We start from the raw sequence: 23,727 nt of genomic DNA on the forward strand, positions 1-23,727 counted from the left end.
TATGAAAGAATTGAAATTAAAGTACGGCTGCAACCCCAATCAGATTCCTGCCAGAATCTATATGGCTGGCGGTGAAGATCTGCCGATTACGGTGTTAAACGGCAACCCTGGCTATATCAACTTCCTGGATGCCTTCAACAGCTGGCAGCTGGTGCGGGAACTGAAAAAGGCCACGGGCCTGCCTTCTGCCGCTTCCTTTAAGCATGTGAGCCCGGCCGGTGCGGCTGTGGCCAGCCCGCTGAACGCAACCATGGAAAAGGTGTATGGGGTGGAGGGTTTGGAGCTGTCGCCTTTGGCTTCGGCCTATGTGCGGGCCAGAGGTGCTGACCGCATGTCCTCCTTTGGGGATTTTGTGGCGCTGTCCGACGTGTGCGACGTGGCTACGGCACGGGTGCTGAAGCACGAAGTGTCCGACGGGGTCATTGCCCCGGGCTACGAACCGGAAGCCCTGGAAATCCTGAAAAGCAAGAAAAAGGGCCGCTACAATGTAATTGAAATCGACCCGGATTATGAACCGGAAGAACTGGAAACCAAGCAGGTGTTTGGTATTACCTTTGAACAAAAACGCAACAATGACCAGATTACGGAAGCGCTGCTGCAAAACCGGCCGACCAAGAACAAGGAACTGCCGGAGGAAGCGGTCCGGGATCTGCTGATTGCCATGATTGCCCTGAAATACACCCAGTCCAACTCTGTGTGCTACGTCAAAGACGGCCAGACCATCGGCGTAGGCGCCGGCCAGCAGTCCCGGGTACACTGCACCCGGCTGGCAGGGGACAAGGCCGACAAATGGTGGCTGCGCCAAAGCCCCAAGGTCCTGGCGCTGCCCTTCAAACCGGGCCTCAGCCGTCCGGAAACGGACAACACCATTGACGTCTACACCTCTGACGAAGCGGAAGACGTGCTGGCCGACGGCAAGTGGCAACAATACTTTACGGAAAAACCGGAACCTATGACCCGGGAAGAACGGGCTGCCTGGATTGCCCAAAATACCGGGGTGTCCCTGGGTTCTGATGCCTTCTTCCCCTTCGGCGACAACATCGAACGGGCCTATAAGAGCGGCGTGGCCTATATTGCCCAAACTGGCGGCTCCATCCGGGACGACCTGGTGATTGCAGCCTGCGATGCCCACAACATCACCATGTGCATGACCGGCGTCCGTCTGTTCCATCATTAACACTTTTCGCCCGGCGTGGAGGTTTTTTAGGGAATTTGTTGACATCTGTTACTAAAAACCGTATAATTACCACCATAAACTATAAAGCTTGTAAACAATGACTATGACGGAAGAAAAGATGCGCAGTGAGATTTTCAGAGAGTCGGCGGCTGCTGTGAGCCGATAATCTGCTGGGCATGGATAACTGGTTCCTGAGTCGTCCGGGTGATACGTAGTCCGGAACGGGAGGTCCCGTTACAGACCTTAGCCTTAGCAGAGGTGAAAGGGTCAGCAGCGCTGACTGAAACAAGGGTGGTACCGCGTGGAAATTTTTCCCCGCCCCTAGACAATACCTGGGGGGCGGGGATTTTTGTTGCCCCCGGAAAACAAGGAGGAAACAAAAATGCAAAAACCCATTAAAAAATACATTCCTTTTCAGGGGGTATCCCTGCCGGACCGGACCTGGCCGGACAAAACCATTACCCAGCCGCCTATCTGGTGCAGCGTGGATCTGCGGGACGGGAACCAGGCCCTGGTAACCCCCATGCAGCTGGAAGAAAAGCTGCTGCTGTTTACCACCCTGGTGAAAATCGGCTTTAAGGAAATCGAGGTGGGATTTCCCTCAGCCTCCGAAACGGAATACGAAATCCTGCGCACCCTGATCGAGGACCACTATATCCCTGACGATGTAACCATCCAGGTGCTGGTCCAGGCCCGGCCGGAGCTGATTGAAAAGACCTTTGAGGCCGTAAGGGGCGCCAAGAACGTGATTATCCACTTCTACAATTCCACCTCCACCCTCCAGCGGAAAGTGGTGTTTGACAAGGAAATGGACGGCATCACCAAGATTGCCGTGGACGGGGCCAAGTTGATCCGGGAGCTGACGGAGAAGGAAGTGGCCAAAAGCGGCATGAACATCCGCTACGAGTACTCCCCGGAAAGCTTTACCGGCACGGAAACGGACTACGCTGTGGAAATCTGCGAAGCGGTGCTGGATACCCTGGGGGCCACGGCGGAAAAGCCGGTCATCATCAACCTGCCCTCCACGGTGGAAATGTCCACCCCCAATACGTATGCGGACCAGATTGAGTACTTCTGCCGGAAGCTGAAGGACCGCAGCCGGGCCATTATCAGTCTCCACCCCCACAACGACCGGGGCGAAGGGGTAGCCGCGGCAGAGCTGGCCCTGATGGCCGGCGGGGAACGGGTAGAGGGGACCCTGTTTGGCAACGGGGAACGGACCGGGAACGTGGATATTGTCACCCTGGCCCTGAATATGTACACCCACAATGTGGACCCCAAGCTGGACTTCTCCCATATCAACCGGATCAAGCGCATCTGCGAAAGTGTCACCAAAATGAAGGTCCACGAAAGACATCCCTACGCCGGGGAGCTGGTGTTCACCGCTTTCTCCGGGTCCCACCAGGACGCCATCCGCAAGGGCTTCAAGTACATGGCGGACACCAACAGCCGGTATTGGGAAGTGCCGTACCTGCCCATCAACCCGGCGGATATCCACCGGGAGTACGAACCGGTGATCCGCATCAACAGCCAGTCCGGCAAGGGGGGTGCCGCCTTTGTGATGCAGCAGGCGGTGGGCTACTACCTGCCCAAGGAAATGCACCCGGAATTTGGCCATATTGTTAAGGAAGCCGCCGACCAGTACGGGGACGAGCTGTCCGCCAGCCAGATTGTGGAGCTGTTCAACAAGGAATACGTGGATTTCCAGGGCAATTATCAGCTGGGCAAGCATCGGGTCTACGACAACCAGGAAGCCGCTGAGGACTCCAATACGGTGTTTGAGGGAGATGTGAAGGCCGGGGGCACCGACGTGCATATTATCGGCTCCGGCAACGGCCCCATCGATGCCTTCTTCAGCGCCCTCCACAAGATTGGGGTGGACGGCTACAGCTTCATCAACTACCACGAACACGCCATTTCCCAGGGCTCCAATTCCAAGGCCATTTCCTATATTGAGCTGGCCAAACCGGACGGCAAGCACATTTTTGGGGTAGGCATTCACCCCAATATCAACACCGCTTCCCTGTTAGGAATCATCAATGCCATCAACCGTTCAGAAAAATCTCTTGAGAAATGACTTGCACATTATGCCCAACCATGGTAGAATACTTTGGTAAAGCTTATTGGTGGAGGTGAAAACATGCCGAATATTAAGTCTTCCATTCGTAGTGTCAAGACTGATGCCGAACGACGCGCTGCCAATGGCCCGGTTAAAGCTGAAATCCGCAGCACCGCACGCAAGGTTGAAGCTTTTGCTGCTGCAGGATCCAAAGATGAGGCCCAGGCCACTTTGAAGGTAGCAACGAGCTTATTAGATAAAGCTGCTCGCAGAGGTACGGTGAATAAAAAAGCCGCAGCTCGCAAAAAGTCTCGTTTAGCAAAGAAAGTAAATGCAGTAAAATAAGATTGGCCAGGAAGGCTGACAACTCTTTACAGTTGCCGGCCTTTTTTGTCGTATAAAACAGGCAAAAGGCGCAGCCTTAGACAAGATGCGGCTTTTCATGATATAATAAACTATTCGATTGTAAATTCCAAAGCTTGAATTACCTTTTAGGGAGAGAAATAAGAATGGCCAAAAGCGATCATATCAGAAATTTTTCCATTATTGCCCATATTGACCATGGCAAGTCAACCTTGGCAGACCGGCTGATCGAGAAAACCGGAACCCTTTCCAAACGGGAAATGGAAGACCAGGTACTGGACTCCATGTCACTGGAAAGAGAACGGGGCATCACCATCAAGGATCAGGCTGTTCAGCTGCATTACCAGGCCAAAGACGGACAGGAGTATATGCTGAACTTGATCGACACCCCGGGGCATGTGGACTTTACCTACGAAGTATCCCGGGCCCTGGCTGCCTGCGAAGGGGCGCTGCTGGTGATTGACGCCACCCAGGGCATCGAAGCCCAAACCCTGGCCAATGTGTACCTGGCCATGGAGCACGACCTGGAAATCATTCCCGTCATCAACAAGGTGGACCTGCCCAGCGCAGATCCCCAGCGGGTGGAAAAGGAAGTAGAAGACGTGTTGGGTATTGACGCCAGCGACGCCGTCCTGTGCAGTGCCAAAACCGGCCTGGGCGTGGACGAAGTACTGGAAGCTGTGGTAAAGCGGGTACCGCCTCCCAAGGGCGACCCGGAAGCCCCTCTCCAGGCCCTGATTTTCGACTCCAAGTTTGATGCCTACAAGGGCGTTATCCTCTACGTCCGGGTAATGAACGGGGTCCTGAAAACCGGTATGTCCATCCGGCTTATGGCTACCGGCAAGGTGTACGAGGTCACCGAGGTGGGCGTCTTCCGGCCGGCCATGGTGAACGTGGACCAGCTGGGCGAAGGCCAGGTAGGGTACCTGGCAGCCGCCATCAAGACCGTCAAGGACGCCCGGGTGGGCGACACGGTAACGGACAACAAACGGCCCGCCAAGGAGCCCCTGCCCGGCTACCGGAAAGCTACCCCCATGGTGTACTGCGGCCTGTACCCGGTGGACAACTCCGACTACGATAACCTGCGGGATGCCCTGGAAAAACTCCAGCTCAACGATGCGTCCCTGCTGTTTGAACCGGAAACCTCCTCGGCCCTGGGCTTTGGCTTCCGCTGCGGCTTTTTGGGCCTGCTGCACATGGACGTTATCAAGGAACGGCTGGAACGGGAGTACAATCTGACCCTCATTACCACCGCCCCCAACGTAATCTACGAAGTGGTGAAGACCAACGGGGACGTGGAAATGGTGGACAATCCGTCCCAGTTCCCCAATCCTACGGTGATTGAACACGTGGAAGAACCCTTTGTGAACGCCACCATCATTGTGCCCAAGGACTATGTGGGCGCAGTCATGGAACTGTCCCAGGAAAAACGGGGCGAATACGAGAATATGACCTACCTGGACGAAAACCGGGTGATGATCCATTACGCCCTGCCGCTTAGTGAAATCATTTTCGACTATTTTGACCGGCTGAAATCCGTATCCCGGGGCTACGCTTCCCTGGACTACGAACTCAGCGGCTACCGGCCTTCCGACATGGTGAAGGTGGATATTCTCCTGAACGGGGAAGGGGTGGACGCCCTGTCCGCCATTGTCCATCGGGACCGGGCCCAGGTCTGGGGCCGTGCCTTGGTAGAAAAGCTGCGGAAACTGATTCCCCGCCAGCTGTTTGAAATTCCCATCCAGGCAGCCATCGGCAGCAAGATTATCGCCCGGGAAAACGTCAGCGCCATGCGTAAGGACGTATTGGCCAAGTGCTACGGCGGCGATATTACCCGGAAACGGAAACTGCTGGAAAAACAGAAGGCTGGTAAGAAACGCATGAAGCAGGTGGGCTCTGTGGAACTGCCCCAGGAAGCCTTTATGGCCATCCTGAAGATGGATAAATAACCCAAAGCAGGAAAGCTCCTTGACCTGTGAACTACACTAGGAAATGCACCAAGGAAGAAGCTGCGAGATTGATACAGGCCCAAGGGGGCCGCGGGAGATGAGCAAACCAATGGAAATGTATAAACCCACCCAAGAGGTGATTTACGAATCCATCAGGAACCAGATTTGCAAGGGGGAGCTGCAGCCTGGTACGGAATTAAAACAAGTGGAATTGGCCCAGCAGTTTGGGGTATCTAGAATGCCCATCCGGGAGGCGCTGCAGAACCTGCTGGCCTCCGGGCTGGCTACCCGGCTGCAAAACCGGCACGTGGTCATTGCGGACGATGCCCGCAAGCTGGCCCTGGAGGAGCAGGGCACGGAAACGGGGGAAGTGGACCGGCCCCGGGTGAAGGCGGAACAGACGGCGAAAACCCAGGTTCCCATGAACAAGATTCATTTACTGCCTGCCCGGGAGCAGGTGGCTGCCTATTTGCGCAAAGCCATTCTGCGCCAGGAAATCCGGGAAGGCACCATCTTGAACCTGGCGGATACGGCCAGACAGATGGGGGTGTCCGTGACCCCCGTGCGGGAAGCCTTGCAGCTGCTGGCGGCCCAGGGACTGGTCCGGCTGCGGCCCAATAAGGGCGCCGTGGTCATGGGCATCAACGAAAAGGCCATTCGGGATCATTTTGCCGTCCGTACCCTTTTGGAAGGGGAGGCGGCCGCCCTGGCGGCCCGGCCGGGCAGCGATATTTCCGAGGTGGAGGAAGTGTACGCCGCCATGAAAAAGTGCATGGAAGAACAGCGCTACAGCGAGTACACCCACTACAACGAAAGCTTCCACATGGCCATTTGGCAGGCCTCGGACAATCCCAAGCTGGCCCAGATTCTGGCCAGCCTGTGGAACGGGCTGTCCCTGGGCTTTTTGGTCAGCGAAAACGAATACTCCCAGATTTCCTTTGCGGAGCATACCAAATTCATGGCTGCCCTTAGGGCCCACGATGCGGCAAAGGCTCGGAAGCTCATGCGGGCCCATATGGAACGGAGCATGGAAAACCTCCTGACCAACTACCGGAATACGGCTAATAAAGGATAAATGGATTTTTTTGGCTGCACAGGAAATGGGGAATGTCCTTGTGCGGTAGAATAATAGGAATAACAGGCACTGTTCTAGTTTGCAAGACTAGGGCGGTGCCTTTATTTGTACCCAATTATGAGAAAATTCAAATGTGCGTGTTGACAGGAGAAAAAATTAGCTGTATATTATGGCTACGAAATGGATACATTATCACATATCACATATGTATCCAAAACAAACAACGGAAATCAACACCCTGAAGGAGGAATTGCCATGACCCCGATTTCCATCACCTTGCTTCTCTTGCTTTTTGTCATCATCCTATTCGTTACCGAGAAACTCCCCCTGGCCGTAACATCTATGATTGCCCTGATCACCCTGGTGCTCACCGGCGTGCTTTCCCCCAAGGATGCTTTTGCCGGCTTTGTGGACAATAACCTGATCCTGTTCGTCGCCATGTTCATCATCGGCGGTGCCTTCTTTGAAACCGGTATGGCCAACAAGACCGGCGGCATTGTTACCAAGTTTGCCCATTCCGAACGGGAACTGATTGTAGCCGTGATGACCGTTACCGGTCTCATGAGCGGGTTCCTGTCCAACACCGGTACCGCTGCGGTATTGATTCCCGTGGTTATCGGTATTGCCGCCAAATCCGGTTTTGCCCGTTCCCGTCTGCTCCTGCCGTTAATCTTCGCAGCAGCCATGGGCGGCAACCTGAGCCTTATCGGCGCTCCCGGCAACCTGTTGGGCAAATCCGCCCTGCAAGCCATCGGCGCTGACATCGGCTTCTTCGAATACGGGTATGTAGGCCTGCCCATCCTGGTGGTTGGCATTGCCTTCTTCGCCACTGTAGGCTACAAATTCCTGCCCAACAAGAAACCTGGTTCTGAAGGCGAAAGCGTGTACGACGAAGCCCAAGACTTCTCCTCCGTACCGGCCTGGAAGCAAAAAGCTTCCCTGATCATCATGGTACTCACCATCATCGCCATGATTTTCGAAAAACAAATCGGCATCAAATTCTATCTGTCCGGCTGCATCGGCGCCATCATCCTGGTAGCCACCGGCGTTATCTCTGAAAAACAAGCCTACAAATCCATCGACCTGCAAACCCTGTTCGTGTACGGCGGCACCCTGGCTCTGGCCAAGGCCCTGGAAAAAACCGGCGCCGGCGCCTACATTGCAGACTCCGTAATCGGCCTGTTGGGCTCCAACGCTTCTCCCTTCATGCTGCTGGCTGTAGTGCTGCTGCTGTCCTGCGTCATGACCAACTTCATGAGCAACTTTGCTACCGCAGCCCTCTTGATTCCCATCAGCCTGAACATCTCCGCTGCTATGGGCGCTGACCCCAAAGCTGTTATCGTAGCTACGGTTATCGGCAGTTCCCTGGCCTTTGCCACTCCTATCGGCATGCCGGCCAACATGATGGTCTTTGCCCCCGGCGGGTACACCTTTAACGACTACGTGAAGGCGGGCTTGCCCATGGTAATCGTAGGCTATATCGTCTCCCTGATTCTGCTTCCCATCTTGTTCCCCTTCTACCATTAAGGAACAAGTACCTGAAATAGAGTATCCCAACCCATTTTGATTGTCCCAATAAGGAGGAAATGAACATGTCCAAAGAAGAACAAGTAAAACAGATGACCGACATTATGGCCAAATTTGTAGGCTATACGGCCAAGGTGCTGCCCGATGATGTAGCAGCCAAATTAAAGGAATTGGCATCCAAGGAAACGGTGCCCATTGCCAAGCTGCTGTATGAAACCTACGCCAAGAACCAGGAACTGGCCAAAAAGCTGGATCGTCCGTCCTGCCAGGATACCGGCGTGCTGCAATACTTTGTAAAATGCGGCCAGAACTTCCCCCTGATCGGCCAGCTGGAAGGCCTGCTGAAAGAAGCTACCGTACAGGCTACCTTTGCTACCCCGCTGCGCCACAATAGCGTAGAAACCTTTGACGAATACAACACCGGCAAGAACGTGGGCAAAGGCACTCCTACCGTATTCTGGGAAATCGTTCCGGACTCCGACACCTGCGAAATCGACACCTATATGGCTGGCGGCGGCTGCACCCTGCCGGGCCATGCCATGGTACTGATGCCGGGCGAAGGCTATGAAGGCGTTACCAAGTTCGTGCTGGAAAGAATGTACACCTATGGCCCCAATGCCTGCCCTCCTTTCCTGGTTGGCGTAGGCGTAGCCACCTCCGTGGAAACCGCTGCCCTGCTGTCCAAGAAAGCCCTGATGCGTCCTTTGGGCACCCACAACCCCAACCCCAGAGCTGCTGAAATGGAAGACCTGCTGGTGGACGGCATCAACAAGATTGGCCTGGGACCCCAAGGCATGACCGGTTCCGCTTCCGTATTGGGCGTGCACATCGAAAACACCGCCCGTCACCCGTCCGCTATCGGCGTAGCCATCAACATCGGCTGCTGGAACCATCGCCGCGGCCACATTATTTTCGATAAAGACCTGAACTACACCATCACTTCTCACAAGGGGGTACAATTATAATGGCTAATAAAATCGTTCTGCATACACCTATTAAATCCGAAGACCTGGTTGACCTGAAGATTGGCGATATCGTCTACCTGACCGGCAAGATTACCACCTGCCGGGATGTAGCCCACCGCCGGCTGATTGAAGAAAAGAGAGCCCTGCCCGTAAACCTGGAAGGCGGCGCTATTTTCCACGCAGGCCCCATCGTTCGCCCCATCCCTGGCAGCGAAGACCAATACGAAATGGTATCCATTGGACCTACCACTTCCATGCGTATGGAAAAGTTCGAAAAAGCCTTCATTGAACAAACTGGCGTAAAGCTGATTGTGGGCAAGGGTGGCATGGGCCAAGACACCATGGAAGCCTGCAAAGAACACAAAACCATTTTCTGCGTATTCCCTGCTGGCTGTGCTGTAGTTTCCGCTGTGCATTTCAAGAAAATCATTGATGCCCAATGGAAAGACCTGGGTATGCCGGAAACCCTGTGGACCAGCGAAGTAGAAGAATTGGGACCCTTGATCGTGGCTGTAGATACCCACGGCGGCAACCTGTTTGAAGAAAACAAGAAGCAATTCAAGGCCACCGCTGAGAAAGTCTATGAAGACATCAGCAAACACGTAGGTTTCATTAAATAAAGTAAGATGGGTACAAAAAAGTCATGCTGCGGCATGGCTTTTTTGTTTTACTGCCGCCGTTTTCTCCCCGGTCCCATTTGTGCTACAATAGGTAGGAACTTGCGAAATGTACAGAAAGAGGGGAGAACTCCATGCGGCCACGCTGGCAATTGTACCAAGGTATCTACATTCATATTCCTTTTTGCGTCCATAAATGCTGCTATTGTGATTTTGCTTCCTATCAGATCCAGTCTCCCCAGGTAATGGAAGCGTATACCCGGCGGCTGGTGGAGGAAATTCGCGCCTATGAGCCGGACCTGCCGCTGAGCCCTACGGCTACCATCTACTTTGGCGGTGGTACGCCCAGCGTCCTGCCCCCGGAGCTGCTGGCCCAAATTGTCCAGGCCCTGAAGGACCGGAGGTTCTGGCAGCACCCGGCAGAGGCTACCCTGGAAGCCAATCCGGGCACGGTAACCCTGGAAAGTCTCCGGGCCTATCGCCAGCTGGGCTTTGACCGGCTGAGTATGGGAATCCAATCCTTCCAGCCCGGGGAGCTGGCCCTGATGGGCCGTATCCACACGGCAGAGGAGGCGGCGGAGGCTGTGCAGCTGGCCCGGGAGGCCGGTTTTGCCCGGATTAGCGGGGACTTAATCTACGGGTATCCCACCCAGACCCTGGCGGGAGTCCAGGATTCCTTACAGAAGCTGATTGCCACCGGGGTGGACCATATCTCCGTCTACGGTCTGACCGTAGAGGAGGGGACCCAGCTGGAGCGGCAGCTGGCCAAGGGGCAGCTGAGCCTGCCCCCTGACGAGGCGGTGGACGCCATGTACGACTATCTGATGGACGCCCTGCCCCAGGCTGGGTACCAGCGCTACGAAATCGCCAACTTTGCCCGGCCCGGCCAGGAGTCCCTCCACAACCAGGTGTACTGGCATTACCTGCCCTATATGGCCTTTGGCTGCGGGGCCTGCCGGTTTAATGGTAAGCGGCGGGAAACCAGTCCTGCGGGTATTCGGGAATATATTGAAGGAAAACCCCTGGAAGTGGAAACCCTTACCCCGGAAATCCGCCGGGAGGAGCTGGTCTTTATGAGCCTGAGAACCCGGCAGGGGCTGAACCTGACGGAGTTTCAGGAGCGCACGGGAACGGCCTTCTTTCCCTTTTATGAAACAGCCTGGGAGGAGTGCCAATCCCGGGGCTGGCTGGAGCAGGAGGGGGACAATATCCACCTGACGCCCCAGGGCATGCGCTTTGGGAACCTGGCCTTTGAGACTTTTCTCACGGTGCCGCCGGAGGCTAAAAAAGAAAAAAATATTTAGTCAAAAGTATTGACAATTTGACTAAATAGGTGTATCTTTACCATTAGATGTTAGCACTCCAATGGTTTGAGTGCTAACAATCTAGAAAAGAGATGATTACAGTGCTAAGTGACCGCAAGAAAAAAATACTTCAACTCATCATTGAAGATTATATCGAAACGGCTGAGCCTGTAGGATCTCGCACCATCGCCAGAAAATACAACCTGGGAATCAGCCCCGCTACCATCAGGAACGAAATGTCCGATCTGGAGCTTTTGGGTTATTTGGAGCAGCCGCACACTTCGGCTGGCCGGATTCCCTCCGCAGCAGCCTACCGCTACTACGTGGATTCTCTGGTGAAACCGGACACCCTCTCACCCAATGATGTGGCGCTGATCAACAGCTGGTACCGAGAACGGGTACACAGCATCGATGACATATTTCAGTCCACCGCCAAGATATTATCCAGGATGAGCAAGAACGTGTCCGTGGTGCTGGCCAACAAGGACCGGGAAAGTGCTTTTTCCTATATCCGGTTCCTGCCCCTGAATGAGCATCAAGCCATTTTGTGCATCGTAGAAGATGACGGGCAGATGGATAATGGTGTAATCCAAATCCCTGCCGGCATGAGCAAGATGGAAATGGATGCCCTGGCAGAACGGGTGACCAACAGACTTCATGGGATGAAGCTGAACGATATCACCGATGCGGTTCTGCAAGAAGTGCGCGACACCCTCCAAGGGGACAAAGCCCTGTACGTTTCCCTGATCAAGGGAATCCGGCAAATGCAGTCCGGACAAAGTGAGGACAAGATGTTCCTGGGAGGTACCAAGCAGCTGCTGAGCCAGCCGGAATTTCGGGATCCGGAACGGATCAAGGAGCTGCTCAGCGTCCTGGAAGAGGAGCAGATGCTCAAGGATATGCTGAAAGCGGACAGTGCCCATTCGGGCATGCGCGTGACCATTGGCAGCGAAAACAAATTCTCCGGCATCCAAGATTGCAGTATGATTCAGGCCACCTACCGGCTGAACGGACAGGTGATTGGAACCCTGGCCGTACTGGGGCCAACCCGCATGGAGTACAAGAAAGTAATTTCCGTTATGGATTACCTGCATGATTACCTACGGGTGGTTATGAGTAAAATAGACGAAAAGTAGGGAGGAACTATGGTAGAAGAACAGCAGAAGGTAAAAGAAGAAACTACTGCCACAGCTGAAACTGAAGCACAGGCACAAGCCGCCGCACAGGCTGCTGAAAAGGCAGATGCCAAGGCCCAGACTGAGGAAGGCAAAGCAGAAGCCGTGGATCCCAAGGATGCCAAGATTGACGCACAGGCCAAGGAAATCCAGGACCTGCAAAACCGTCTTTTAAGATTGCAGGCAGATTTCGATAACTTCAGAAAGCGCAACAATGAAGAACGGGAACAGCTGAGCCAGTTTGTTACGGCCCAGGTTTCCAAGGAGTTTTTGAAGGTGCTGGACAACTTCGAACGGGCGGAAGAAAGCCTGAAGAACTCCACTGATACCAGCGCCATCCAAGTGGGGATGGAAAAAATCCACAAGCAGTTTGAAAAAGCCCTCAAGAATCTGTCCATCGAGGAAATTCCTGCGGAAGGAAAACCCTTCGATCCCAACATTCATGAGGCCGTTATGCAGGGCGGGAACCCTGACCTGCCGGATGAAAGCGTGGATCTGGTCCTGGAAAAGGGCTACAAGATCGGCGACAAGGTCATCCGCCATTCCAAGGTTCGTGTTGTGCGTAACTCTTAATTGATAGATAAAACCTTTGCGTAAAGCGTAAGAAGCGAGATTTGACAGGAGGAATTCATTATGTCTAAGATTATAGGTATTGACTTAGGTACCACCAACTCCGTAGTAGCCGTTATGGAAGGCGGCGAACCTACGGTAATCACCACCCAGGAAGGCGGCCGTCTGACTCCTTCCGTTGTAGGCTTCACCAAAAACGGTGAAAGACTGGTAGGCCAGCTGGCCAAACGCCAGGCCGTATCCAACCCGGAACGGACCATCAGCTCCATCAAACGGCACATGGGCACCAAATACACCGTGACCATTGATGGCAAGGACTACACCCCGGAACAGATTTCTGCCATGATTCTGGAAAAGATGAAGGGCGATGCAGAACGCTACCTGGGCGAAAAAGTAACGGAAGCCGTTATTACGGTTCCTGCCTACTTCAACGACAGCCAACGGCAGGCCACCAAGGACGCTGGCCGGATTGCCGGTTTGGAAGTAAAACGGATTATCAACGAACCTACCGCAGCTGCACTGGCTTACGGCATTGATAAGACCGATGACCATACCATCCTGGTTTATGACCTGGGCGGCGGCACCTTCGATGTGTCCATTTTGGAACTGGGCGACGGCGTATTCGAAGTAAAATCCACCAACGGTGATACCCACCTGGGCGGCGATGACTTCGACCAGCGCATCATGAACTGGATGACCGACGAATTCAAGAAAGACACCGGCATTGACCTGACCGGCGACAAGATGGCTATGCAGCGGATTCGTGAAGCTGCTGAAAAGGCCAAGATTGAACTGTCCAACATGCTGACCACCAACATCAACCTGCCGTTCATTACCGCAGGCGCCAATGGCCCGCAGCATCTGGATATGGACCTGACCAGAGCCAAATTTGACGAAATGACCAGCGACCTGGTTGACCGGACCATCGACTGCACCCACAGAGCCCTGTCCGATGCTAACCTGAGCCCCAAAGACATCAACAAGATTCTGCTGGTAGGCGGTTCTTCCCGTATTCCTGCTGTTCAGGAAGCCATCAAGAGAACCCTGGGCCAGGATCCTGCTCACGGCGTAAACCCTGATGAATGCGTTGCTATGGGCGCTGCCATTCAGGCCGGCGTACTGGCAGGCGATGTAAAAGACGTTCTGCTGCTGGATGTTACTCCTCTGTCCCTGGGTATTGAAACCATGGGCGGCGTAATGACCAAGATCATTGACCGGAACACCACCATTCCTACCTCCAAGAAACAGGTATTCTCCACCGCTGCTGATAACCAGCCGGCTGTAGATATCCATGTACTGCAAGGCGAACGGGAAATGGCTGCCGACAACAAGACCCTGGGTCGTTTCGAACTGGGTGGCATTCCTGCTGCTCCCCGGGGAGTACCTCAAATCGAAGTTGCTTTCGATATCGATGCCAACGGTATCGTTAACGTAAGCGCCAAGGATTTGGGCACCGGCAAGGAACAAAAGATTACCATTACGTCTTCTGGCAGCCTGAGCAAGGAAGAAGTGGACAAGATGGTGAAGGAAGCTGCTGCCAACGAAGCAGCCGATAAGAAACGCAAGGAAGCCGTTGAAGCCAAGAACCAGGCTGATACCCTGATCTACCAGGCTGAAAAGACGGTAAAAGATATGAACGGCAAGGGTCATGACGACCTGGTGAAGAAGGTAGAAGACGCCATCGCTTCCCTGAAGGAAACCCTGAAGTCCGACGATACCGACAAAATTAAAGCTGGTACCGAAGCCCTGCAAAAACCGCTGTATGACCTGTCCGCAGAACTGTACAAACAAAACCAGAACACCGGTGCTGGTGCCGGCGCAGGCGCTAATGCTGGCGCAGGTGCAGGTGCCCAAGGCAGCGAAAGCAAGAAAGCCGACGACGATGTAGTTGACGCTGAAGTTGTGGACGACGACAAGAAATAAGCTTTCCTAGAGGGAGATACTGATGGCAGACAAGAGAGATTATTATGAAGTGCTGGGTGTGTCCAAAAACGCAACCGCAGATGAGCTGAAGAAGGCTTATCACAAACTGGCACGTAAGTATCATCCTGATCTGAACAAAGACAACCCCGAGGCAGCGGAGAAGTTCAAGGAAGCCAACGAAGCCTACAGCGTACTCAGCGATCCCCAAAAGAGAGCCGCCTATGACCAATACGGCCATGCGGCTTTCCAGAACGGGGGAGGCGCCGGGGCTGCTGGCGGGAACCCCTTCCAGGGTTTCCAGGGCTTTGGCGGCGGCTTTGGCGGCGAAGGCATGGACGACATCTTCAATATGTTCTTTGGCGGAGCAGGCGGCCGCAGCCGGAGTCAGGCTGACCGGGGCCCGCGCCAGGGTTCGGATTTGCGGATGGATATGCAGATTACCTTTGAGGAAGCTGCCTTTGGCACCGAAAAGAAGGTTCGCCTGAACCGGGAGGAGGAGTGCTCGGACTGTCATGGTACGGGTGCTGCTCCCGGCAGCGAGCCGGAGGTCTGCCCTCAATGCCATGGTACAGGGGAGATTCGGGTTACCCAGAATTCTCTCTTTGGCCAGGTGGTCAACGTGCATACCTGCCCCAAATGTAATGGTACGGGCAAGATTGTCACCAACCCCTGCAAGTCCTGCCATGGTACTGGCCGGGTAAAGAAGAAGAGAGAACTGAAGGTCAAGATTCCTGCGGGCGTGGATAATGGATCCCGGCTGCGGGTTGGCGGCGAAGGGGAAGCAGGCTTCCGGGGCGGACGCCCTGGGGATCTGTACGTATACCTGTACGTGAAACCCCACAAGTTCTTTGAACGAGATGGTACTACGGTCACTTGTGAAGTGCCTATCAGCATTGTCCAGGCAGCCCTGGGCGATGAAATCAAGGTACCGACCCTGTATGGCCAGGTTACGGTGAAGATTCCGGAAGGGACCCAGCCCAATAAGGTGCTGCGCCTGAAAGGAAAAGGGATTCCCAGCCTGCGTACAGGACAAAAAGGCGACCAGCTGGTACGGGTAAAGGTGGTTGTGCCTACGGGCCTCAGCGATGGACAAAAAGATGCACTGAAGAAGTTCGCAGAAGCCGGCGGCAGCAACATCAACCCGGAAGAAAAAAGCTTTATGAACAAAATAAGAGATTTGTTCAAATAGGATTGAAACAGGACCGTTCCTTGAGGAGCGGCCCTGTTTTTTTCTGGGTGCAAATGGAAAATGGGTAGCCAAACAAAACACAAAGCAATTAATTATAAAAACACTAAGAAGAATATTATGTGTTTGGACCGCAGAAATACAAGGAGTTTGACATATCGAGCGTTTTGTTATATTTATTTCACAATTAATTCAAAAAATAGGGGTTTATTTTTTGCGGCTAATGCGTTATACTTTAACTGTAACAGGGATTACCCCTCCTTGTTACATCTTCCCCATCAAATCATCATAAACAACTTCCTTTCGAAAAAGAGCTTTCTGCTTCCCCAGGCAGAAGGCTCTTTTTCTGTCCGGAGTTTGTCCGGGTGAGGTGTAGTGCAATCCGCGGACATTTTTGGGGGGATTTGAAAGGAAAAAATTAAACTTCCTTAGTGGTTCGCAGCTAGCTGTTCATCTGCACTCAAAGAGCTTGATTCACAGACTGCTATCACATGGTTCACATTAACCAAGAATCCCTTTGAAAAATTGTTGGACTCTTAGATGTGAGCGCAACGCTTTAAAGGGGGGGTGCCCAAACGGTTTTCAGTTCTTCTCAATACTAATACTACAGTTCAGTTAGCAGCTGATCAGTAGTGGCTTGAATGCCTTCTGCAAGCGTGGTGTGCTCCCCGTCAAGTAGACAGTTCCTAATAATATAAACCTCTACGCCGCCATTTGGTAGCTATTATGTTTTTGCATAGGGGTCAAACGGCCCAAATTCCGCTGCAAACGGCCACTGTTGTAATACTCCATGTAGTTATTAATCATCGTTACCAAAGCTTTACGGCTGTCGAAGTCACGAGTATAGTACCGTTCTCTTTTCAGCATGCCCCAGAAGCCTTCCATCGGGCCATTATCAATGCATTTTCCTATCCGTGACATACTCTGCGTCATACCAGCATCTAGAATCATCTTGCGGAAATCCCTGCAGGTGTATTGGAATCCCCGGTCAGAGTGAAACAGGGGATGCGCGCCAGGGTTTTTCAACAATGCCTTATTGAAGGTATTGAATACCAAATTTTTATCGTTCCGGTTGCTTATCACATAGGAAACAATTCGTCTGTCATACAGGTCAATAATCGCGCTCAGATATACCTTATGCACAACTACCCCCTCATAGTAGTGAAATTCTGAGACGTCAGTACACCATTTCTGGTTAGGGGCATCGGCTTTAAATTCCCTATTCAAGATATTTTCTGCAATGTATGCAGGATCTATTGCACGCTGGGTGCAGCCCTTAGGGGCATATTTAATCGTAGACTTTATATTTATCACTCGACAAAGATGAAGAACGCGACCGTCACCAATTGCTATTGGTTTCGTGTCAGGATAGATCTTCTTATTTGGGGCTCGTAAGTCATCAGCTATTCGTCTGTACCCTTTAGCTGGGTCAGCCTTGTATATCTCTTCTATTCTTTTAGCAATTTCCTTGTCGTCAATTTCGCGTGCTGAAGGCTCTCTATGAAGCCATTTGTAGTAGCCGGCCCGGGACACTTTTCCCAATTTGCACAGGCCAAGAATAGGGTAATTCTTTTCAGCGTGCAGTTCTTTAATGGCTTCATAAATGGCTCCATATCTTATTTGTGTGAATCCCGCCTCCTTTCCACAATATCGAGTTTTTTTAGGAAATCAATCTCCATATCCTTGGCTTTGAGTTTTGCATTAGCCAGTTTGAGTTCAGCTTTCATACACTCATATTCTGTAGGGGCTTCTTCAGGGACTTCTACTGGCTTCCTGTGTCCGCGCCCATCTATGAGTCCTTCGGTATTGTACTTATTATATTTTAAGACGTAATTTCTGACTTGCTGGTAGGAAACCTTAAACTTTTCAGCGGTTTCATGGTAAGCATTCCCGTTTTCAATGCAGTATTTTACGATTTCAACGCGCTCGTCAAAGGTCGTTTGTCTAGCTTTAGTCATGATCTTGGCACCTCCAGTACCCGAACTTTTTAGTTCCTCATGACTATTATACTTCTTTAACCAGTCTCTGATTTGACGAGAACTTTTTAATCCGTATTTTTGTACCAGCTGGGACATAGTCGTTTCGCCCTTAAGATATTCCTCTACGCATTGGATCTTAAGATCAGCAGAATAACTTTTAACCTGTCTTTTGTTAAATACCTCAGGACCATTTCCTATATATTCATCTACCCAATACTGTACTGCTTTCCAGTGAACCCCTAACCTTTTTGCAGAAACCATTGGTGATTCTTCATGAGCAAGAACAGCTTTGACAGCCTTTAATTTATCCTCTGCACTGACTTTCGATATAGACATTTTACATACTCTCCTTTCAACGAATCCAGGAGGTTTAACTATATGCCAGTCTACTTTATTCATAGCATACCAGCNATGAGCAAGAACAGCTTTGACAGCCTTTAATTTATCCTCTGCACTGACTTTCGATATAGACATTTTACATACTCTCCTTTCAACGAATCCAGGAGGTTTAACTATATGCCAGTCTACTTTATTCATAGCATACCAGCGTGGAGAAGGTGTCGCCGGGAGGCGACGGATGAGGTTTAAACCCCATATTTATGGCTACATTTTAACAAACTTCCTCAGTCAGTCCTACGGACTGCCAGCCCCTACAACGTTTTGCGGCCGCATCCAAACAGCCCGACAAATTCTGCAAGTGGCTGTTTGGTCAATAAGGCCCATGCGATAGCTGCCTGCAAAGCAAGTCCTTAGGACGCAGCTGCGCAGCTAGCAGCAAACCGCTCAGGGGCCAGTCTTAGGCCATACTGGCCATGTGTAGAACGGGTATTGAGAAAGCATCATAGTACGTAGATGATTGCAATATCCATTTTTTACCCCTCACAGGTTGCCGTGGAACTCCCTGACCAATTATGGTAAAATAATAAGTCAGAGTCTAATTTGAGGAAACCTGTCATATAGGAGAATATTCATGGAAAGAAATGATATAGAATTACTGGCCCCGGCTGGCACCTGGGAAGCCTTGGAAGCTGCCGTTAACGCTGGCGCCAACGCCGTCTACCTGGGAGGCAGCAGCTTTGGTGCCCGGGCCTACGCCGACAACTTCGGTCCCGACGAACTGAAGCGGGCCATGGAGTTTGCCCATCTGCACGGGGTGCGGATTTTTGTTACGGTAAATACCCTGGTGGACGACGAGGAAATGCCCGCCCTGGGGGATTACCTGACCTTTTTGAGCAATATCGGTACCGACGGCATCATCGTCCAGGATATGGGCGTTATCCGGCTGGCCCGGAAAGTGGTGCCGGAGCTGCTCCTTCACGCCAGCACCCAGATGACCGTTACCAATTCGGCCGGTGCTATTTTCACCTGCCACGCTGGCATGGTCCGGGCGGTGCCTGCCCGGGAAACCACCCTGAAGGAACTGAAGACCATCTGCGAAAAGACCCCGGGAGAGATTGAGACCTTTATGCACGGCGCCCTGTGCATCTGCTACTCCGGCCAGTGCCTGATGAGCAGCCTGATCGGGGGCCGCAGCGGCAACCGGGGCCGGTGTGCCCAGCCCTGCCGGCTGCCCTATACCCTGGTGGACAAACAGGGGGAGGACCTGCTGAGCCACGTAGATGCAGGCCATTACCTTTTGAGTCCCAAGGACCTGAATACCCTGGACGTGCTGCCCCAGCTCATTGAGGCAGGGGTGCGCTCCTTTAAGATTGAAGGCCGGATGAAGCGGCCGGAATACGTGGCAGTGGTTACGGATATTTACCGCCGGGCCATTGACAGCTACTTTGCCGGCAACTACCACGTGCCCGAGGAAGATCGGAAGAACATCGAACAGATTTTCAACCGGGACTTTACCACGGCCTACCTGGAAAAGAAGCCGGGCCGCACCATGATCAGCGACCGCCGGCCCAACAACCGGGGCGTGCTTATTGGCCGGGTGGCTTCCCTGTCCAAGGACTTTGCTACGGGAACCATCAAGCTGGACAAGGACCTGCACCTGGGCGACGGCCTGGAGTTCTGGGTCAGCGTAGGGGGCCGGGTAGGGACCACGGTGGAAAAAATGAAATGCGGAGGCAAGGAAACGGCGGCGGCCCGGGCCGGCAGCCAGGTGACCATCGCCGTACCCCGGGGCATCCGGTTAAACGACCGGGTGTTTCGGACCTATGATAACGAACTGATGCAGTACGCTGCCCAGTTCTTTGGCCCTGAGCACAAGCACCGGCTGCCGGTAAGCGTACTGGTCACCGCCCATTTGGGCCAGCCCATGATCGTGACCATGACCGATGAGGACGGCAACCAGGGCTATGGCCAAACGGAATTTATTGTGGAAAAGGCCCGGAAACACGCCCTGGACGAAGCCGCAGTCCGGAAACAGATTGACCGGTTGGGAACCACCGAGTTCTCCCTGGGCGAGCTGATTCTGGAAGTGGATGACGGGGTCATGGTGCCCATGAGTGAAATCAACGAAGCCCGGCGCCTGGCGGCAGAGCAGCTGACCCACAACCGGCTGGAGGCCTTCCTGCCCAGCCGGAAGAAGGTCACCTGGCAGAACGCCTGGCTGAAGGAGCGGGAAAACCATACCCTGCGCAAGCACAGCGAACTGGCGGTCCATGTGGATACCCTGGAAAAGGCCAAGATTGCCCTGGATGCCGGCGCCGATGTGCTGATTCTGGGCGGGGACAGCTACAGCCTGCCCCTGCTCCGGGCCCAGGACTACCAGACCGTGGCCGGCTGGGCCAAAACCAGGGGCAAGCAGTGGGTGGCCGCCACCTCCCGGATTGTCAGCGAAGGCCAGCTGGGCTACTTTGCCCATGCGTTTAAGGAATGGAAAGAGTGGGGCGCGGACGGGTTCCTCCTGGCCAATAATGGTCTGGTGGAAATGGCCCGGGAAACCGGCGTTCCCCTGTGGGCCGATTACGGCCTGAATATCTTTAACAGCCAGAGCATCTTGTTCTGGCTGGAACAGGGCTTTGCCGGCGTCACCCTGTCACCGGAACTGACCCTTGCCCAGGTAGGGGGCCTGGTGCGGAAATCCCCGCTGCCGGTGGCCTGCCTGGCGGAAGGGGCCCTGGAAATGATGGTGTCCGAATACTGCGTCACCGGCAGTTTCCTGGGGCACCTGGACAAGGGCAGCTGCAGCTATCAGTGCAAGCAGCCCACCTACCTGGAAGACCGGAAGAAGGAACACTTCCCCCTGAAGCAGGACCAATACGGCCGGATGCACGTGCTGAACGGCCATTTCCTGTCCATGCAGGCCCATGTAAAGGATATGGAAAAACTGGGCATTGCCCAACTGCGCCTGGACCTCCGGAGCTACACCCCGGAAGAAGTAGGAGTGACGGTAGCTACCTACCGGGGGCTTCTGGACGGGGAAAGCCGGGTGGAGGAGAATCCGCCCCATACCACCCGGGGACATTATTTTAGAGGAGTCTTATAATGGCCAGATTTGCCGTAAATACACTGGAATTTGATAAAGTCAAAGAAATGCTGGCAAAGGAGGCCGGTACGTCCCTGGGACGGAAACTGGCCCTGGAGCTCCAAAGCTCCTCCAGCTTTGAAAAAGTGAAACTGGCCCAGGAAGAAACCGCCGAAGCCCTGCGGCTTTTGGAGGAAGGCCAGCGCCTGCCCCTAGGCGGCATGAGCGATATTACCGCCATGGTAAAGCGCACCCGGGTGGGGAGCATCCTGGAGCCGGAAGAATTCAAGGCCATTAACGATACCATTGAAGGGCTCCAGCACCTGAAAAAGTTTCTGGTGGAACTGGAGGACGACTACGCAGCCCTTCGGACCTACGGCCCGGAGCTGGGGGATTTCTCCCGGCTGATGAAGCAGTTAAACTCCGCTTTGGACGAAAAAGGGGATATCAAGGACAACGCCTCCGTGAAGCTGGCCGGCCTGCGCACCGGCATTCTGGTGGCCAAAAACCGGGTGAAGGATAAGTTAAATGCCATCCTCCACGACCCCAACAACCAGAAGTACTTCCAGGACGCCCTGGTTACCATGAGAGAGGAACGGTACGTTATTCCCATCAAGCAGGAATACCGGCTGAACTTCCCCGGGGTGGTCCACGACCAGTCTTCCACCGGGGCCACCCTGTTCATCGAGCCTATGGCGGTGGTGAACCTGAACAACGACATCAAGAAGTACCACCTGGAGGAGCAGGCGGAAGTGGAACGGATTCTGCGGAACCTGACCAGCCACGTGGGGGCTGAGGCGGACAATATTCTGAGCTCCCTGGACGTAGCTGCCAAGGTGGACCTGATTTCCGCCAAGGCCAATATGGCCCAGCACCTCCACTGCTGCCGGCCTATGATGGGTACGGCCCAGCGGGTGCGCATTACCAAGGGCTGCCATCCCCTTTTGGATCCCCAAAAGGTGGTGCCCCTGGACATTACTCTGGGGGACGGCTTTACCACGCTTCTCATTACCGGCCCCAATACCGGCGGTAAGACGGTAGCCCTTAAAACCGTGGGGCTTTTTGCTCTGATGGCCCAAGCGGGGCTCTTTGTACCTGCTCAGGAAGCGGTGCTGCCGGTCTTTGGCGGGGTCTATGCGGACATTGGCGACGAGCAGAGCATCGAGCAGAGCCTGTCCACCTTCTCCGGCCATATGAAGAACATGATCAGTATCCTGGACGAGGTCCGGGAAGGGGACCTGGTGCTGGTGGACGAAGTGTGCGTGGGGACCGACCCCACCGAAGGTGCGGCCCTTGCCATGAGCATGATCCAGTACCTGTACGACAAGCACGTGCTCACCATTATGACCACCCACTACAGCGAACTGAAGACCTTTGCCTACGAACACGAGGGCATGGAAAATGCCAGCGTGGAATTTGACCCGGAAACCCTGCGGCCTACCTACAAGCTGCTGATGGGCGTGCCGGGCAGCAGCAACGCCTTCTACATCAGCCAGCGGCTTGGCCTGCCCCAGGAAATCCTGGACCGGGCCAAAACCTTCATCGGGGAAGGGCACAGCAATATGGAACGGGTGCTCCAGAACCTGGAAGGGGAACGCCGGGAATACGAAAGCCGGAAGGAAGAAATCGAAACCCTCCGCCGGGAAACGGAATACCTGCGCAACGAGCTGGTCCACCAGAAAAACGAGCTGGATAAGAGCAAGAACGCCATCCTGCGCAAGGCCCGGGAACAGGCCGACGAACTATACCGGAACGCCCGGAAGGAAAGCACGGCCATTCTGAAGGAACTCCGGGCCAACCAGAATATCGTGGAAACCACCAAGGTGGAAGAACTGGCGGAACTGTCCCGGAAAATCCTGAACAAGAACTTCTCCATTGACGGCAAACCGGTGCCGGAAGGTCAGGGGCTCACCAGCGGAAACGCCGCCGTGGGCAAGCACGTGTACGTGAAGAAGCTGGGCCAAAGCGGGGTCATCGCTGCCATTAACGGCAATGAGGTCACCGTCCGCATTGGCATTATGAAAATGAACGCCCGGATGAAGGACTGCCTGCTGCTGAAGGAAGAAAACCAGCCGGCCAAAACCTCCACCCATAAGACCCTGCGCCGGACCACCAGCCAGAGCCATAACCTGTTTGTGAAGAAGGCCCAGGACGCCACGGTCCAGATTGATGTCCGGGGCAAAACCGTGGACGAGGCCATTCCCTATGTGGATAAGGCCATCGACGATGCGCTTCTGGCCGGCATGGAACGGTTCCGGCTGGTCCATGGCAAGGGCACGGGCATGCTGCGCAAGGGGCTTACTGAGTACCTGAACCAGCATCCCAACGTGAAGAAAACGGAAATCGCTCCCCAAAGCGAAGGCGGCTTCGGTGCCACCATTGTGTACGTGAAATAGGGAGCTGTACAGAAACCAAAGAAATATTGCGGTTCCTGCCCCGTCAT

At 53.8% G+C, this 23,727-nt stretch carries 17 protein-coding genes, 1 pseudogene and 1 other annotated feature; of the genes and pseudogenes, 16 read left to right on the forward strand and 2 right to left on the reverse strand.

Annotated features, from left to right (window positions below):
• Position 1: 1 nt before the first annotated feature.
• From C7E10_RS10700 to dnaJ, 14 genes and pseudogenes are all read left to right on the forward strand, one after another.
• A complete protein-coding gene (locus C7E10_RS10700) occupies positions 2-1,177 on the forward strand; it encodes a phosphoribosylaminoimidazolecarboxamide formyltransferase (protein WP_105327264.1) in 1,176 nt (391 codons plus the stop codon).
• 94 nt (positions 1,178-1,271) lie between these two features.
• Positions 1,272-1,503: a binding site (T-box leader), on the forward strand.
• Between the two features lie 56 nt (positions 1,504-1,559).
• The gene (gene leuA, locus C7E10_RS10705; RefSeq protein WP_105327265.1) at positions 1,560-3,254 is read left to right on the forward strand and encodes a 2-isopropylmalate synthase; all 1,695 of its coding nucleotides are present in this window, start codon (positions 1,560-1,562) and stop codon (positions 3,252-3,254) included.
• Between the two features lie 63 nt (positions 3,255-3,317).
• A complete protein-coding gene (gene rpsT / locus C7E10_RS10710; RefSeq protein WP_105327266.1) occupies positions 3,318-3,581 on the forward strand; it encodes a 30S ribosomal protein S20 in 264 nt (87 codons plus the stop codon).
• Between the two features lie 164 nt (positions 3,582-3,745).
• Positions 3,746-5,548, forward strand: coding sequence for a translation elongation factor 4 (gene lepA / locus C7E10_RS10715; protein WP_105327267.1), 1,803 nt, complete (start codon positions 3,746-3,748; stop codon positions 5,546-5,548).
• Between the two features lie 115 nt (positions 5,549-5,663).
• Positions 5,664-5,795 (forward strand): annotated as a pseudogene (locus tag C7E10_RS12545) (GntR family transcriptional regulator); the annotation flags it as partial.
• A 174-nt stretch (positions 5,796-5,969) separates the two neighbouring features.
• Positions 5,970-6,623 (forward strand): GntR family transcriptional regulator, encoded by a 654-nt coding sequence (locus C7E10_RS10720; RefSeq protein ID WP_353937255.1) that lies wholly within the window; start codon positions 5,970-5,972, stop codon positions 6,621-6,623.
• Positions 6,624-6,878: 255 nt separating this feature from the next.
• On the forward strand, positions 6,879-8,150 hold the full coding sequence (locus tag C7E10_RS10725) for an SLC13 family permease (RefSeq protein WP_105327269.1): 1,272 nt from the start codon (positions 6,879-6,881) through the stop codon (positions 8,148-8,150).
• 65 nt (positions 8,151-8,215) lie between these two features.
• Positions 8,216-9,115 (forward strand): L(+)-tartrate dehydratase subunit alpha, encoded by a 900-nt coding sequence (gene ttdA, locus C7E10_RS10730; RefSeq protein WP_105327270.1) that lies wholly within the window; start codon positions 8,216-8,218, stop codon positions 9,113-9,115.
• The gene (gene ttdB, locus C7E10_RS10735; protein WP_105327271.1) at positions 9,115-9,735 is read left to right on the forward strand and encodes a L(+)-tartrate dehydratase subunit beta; all 621 of its coding nucleotides are present in this window, start codon (positions 9,115-9,117) and stop codon (positions 9,733-9,735) included. The genes ttdA and ttdB overlap by 1 nt, the downstream gene beginning before the upstream one ends.
• A 131-nt stretch (positions 9,736-9,866) precedes the next feature.
• On the forward strand, positions 9,867-11,036 hold the full coding sequence (hemW, locus tag C7E10_RS10740; RefSeq protein ID WP_105327272.1) for a radical SAM family heme chaperone HemW: 1,170 nt from the start codon (positions 9,867-9,869) through the stop codon (positions 11,034-11,036).
• Between the two features lie 92 nt (positions 11,037-11,128).
• Complete coding sequence (gene hrcA, locus C7E10_RS10745; protein WP_105327273.1) at positions 11,129-12,172, forward strand: heat-inducible transcriptional repressor HrcA; 1,044 nt, start codon at positions 11,129-11,131, stop codon at positions 12,170-12,172.
• Positions 12,173-12,181: 9 nt separating this feature from the next.
• A complete protein-coding gene (grpE, locus tag C7E10_RS10750) occupies positions 12,182-12,784 on the forward strand; it encodes a nucleotide exchange factor GrpE (RefSeq protein WP_105327274.1) in 603 nt (200 codons plus the stop codon).
• A gap of 60 nt (positions 12,785-12,844) precedes the next feature.
• Entirely contained in the window at positions 12,845-14,704 is a 1,860-nt protein-coding gene (gene dnaK / locus C7E10_RS10755) for a molecular chaperone DnaK (RefSeq protein ID WP_105327275.1), read from the forward strand.
• A 22-nt stretch (positions 14,705-14,726) separates the two neighbouring features.
• Complete coding sequence (gene dnaJ / locus C7E10_RS10760) at positions 14,727-15,893, forward strand: molecular chaperone DnaJ (RefSeq protein ID WP_105327276.1); 1,167 nt, start codon at positions 14,727-14,729, stop codon at positions 15,891-15,893.
• Positions 15,894-16,592: 699 nt separating this feature from the next.
• Here the strand turns inward: dnaJ and C7E10_RS10765 are convergent.
• Positions 16,593-17,510: an IS3 family transposase gene (locus tag C7E10_RS10765; RefSeq protein ID WP_105325363.1), complete on the reverse strand. Its 918-nt coding sequence runs from the start codon at positions 17,508-17,510 to the stop codon at positions 16,593-16,595.
• On the reverse strand, positions 17,507-18,406 hold the full coding sequence (locus C7E10_RS10770; protein ID WP_105325364.1) for a helix-turn-helix domain-containing protein: 900 nt from the start codon (positions 18,404-18,406) through the stop codon (positions 17,507-17,509). Before C7E10_RS10770 ends, C7E10_RS10765 begins: the two co-directional genes overlap by 4 nt.
• A gap of 433 nt (positions 18,407-18,839) precedes the next feature.
• On the opposite strand from C7E10_RS10770, the gene C7E10_RS10775 reads away from it, so the two are divergent.
• Positions 18,840-21,305 carry a U32 family peptidase gene (locus C7E10_RS10775; protein WP_105327277.1) on the forward strand — a complete coding sequence of 822 codons (2,466 nt, stop codon included), beginning with the start codon at positions 18,840-18,842 and terminating at the stop codon, positions 21,303-21,305.
• A complete protein-coding gene (locus tag C7E10_RS10780; protein ID WP_105327278.1) occupies positions 21,305-23,680 on the forward strand; it encodes an endonuclease MutS2 in 2,376 nt (791 codons plus the stop codon). The genes C7E10_RS10775 and C7E10_RS10780 overlap by 1 nt, the downstream gene beginning before the upstream one ends.
• Positions 23,681-23,727 lie beyond the last annotated feature (47 nt).

Source organism: Acidaminococcus hominis (assembly GCF_900291475.1).
Taxonomy (GTDB): domain Bacteria; phylum Bacillota; class Negativicutes; order Acidaminococcales; family Acidaminococcaceae; genus Acidaminococcus; species Acidaminococcus hominis.